Annotated in this window: 1 protein-coding gene; it reads right to left on the bottom strand. The window is 66.0% G+C overall.

The genetic code is table 11. The annotated features are described in order from the left end of the window. On the bottom strand, positions 1-285 hold a 285-nt coding region (locus tag AT959_RS18350), incomplete at both ends, for a DUF2345 domain-containing protein (protein ID WP_157651355.1).

Here is a 285-nt window from a genome sequence, read left to right as displayed (position 1 = left end):
GTGGCGGAGACCAGTTTGACGTCCTTCCTGGCCAGGAACTTCATCTCGTCGCTCTGCGCCTGGAACTCGATGTCGTCCCGGGCGGCGATCAGTTTGAGGCCGGTGTTGCCGTCGCCTGCCTTGATCGCCCCGGCGAGCAGGCCGATGGCCTGGCCGCTGTGGATTCTCGTCCGGCCGGCGATGGCGAAGTTGCTGTCCTCGCCGCTGGCGAAAGTCAGGGTCTCGCCATTGGCGTATTGCAGATTCTTGCCGGCGACATGCGCGATGCCGGCCTTGCCGGCCTGG

This window comes from Dechloromonas denitrificans (assembly GCF_001551835.1).
GTDB classification, from domain to species: Bacteria; Pseudomonadota; Gammaproteobacteria; order Burkholderiales; family Rhodocyclaceae; genus Azonexus; species Azonexus denitrificans.
This window is presented reverse-complemented; position numbering and strand designations above follow the sequence as displayed.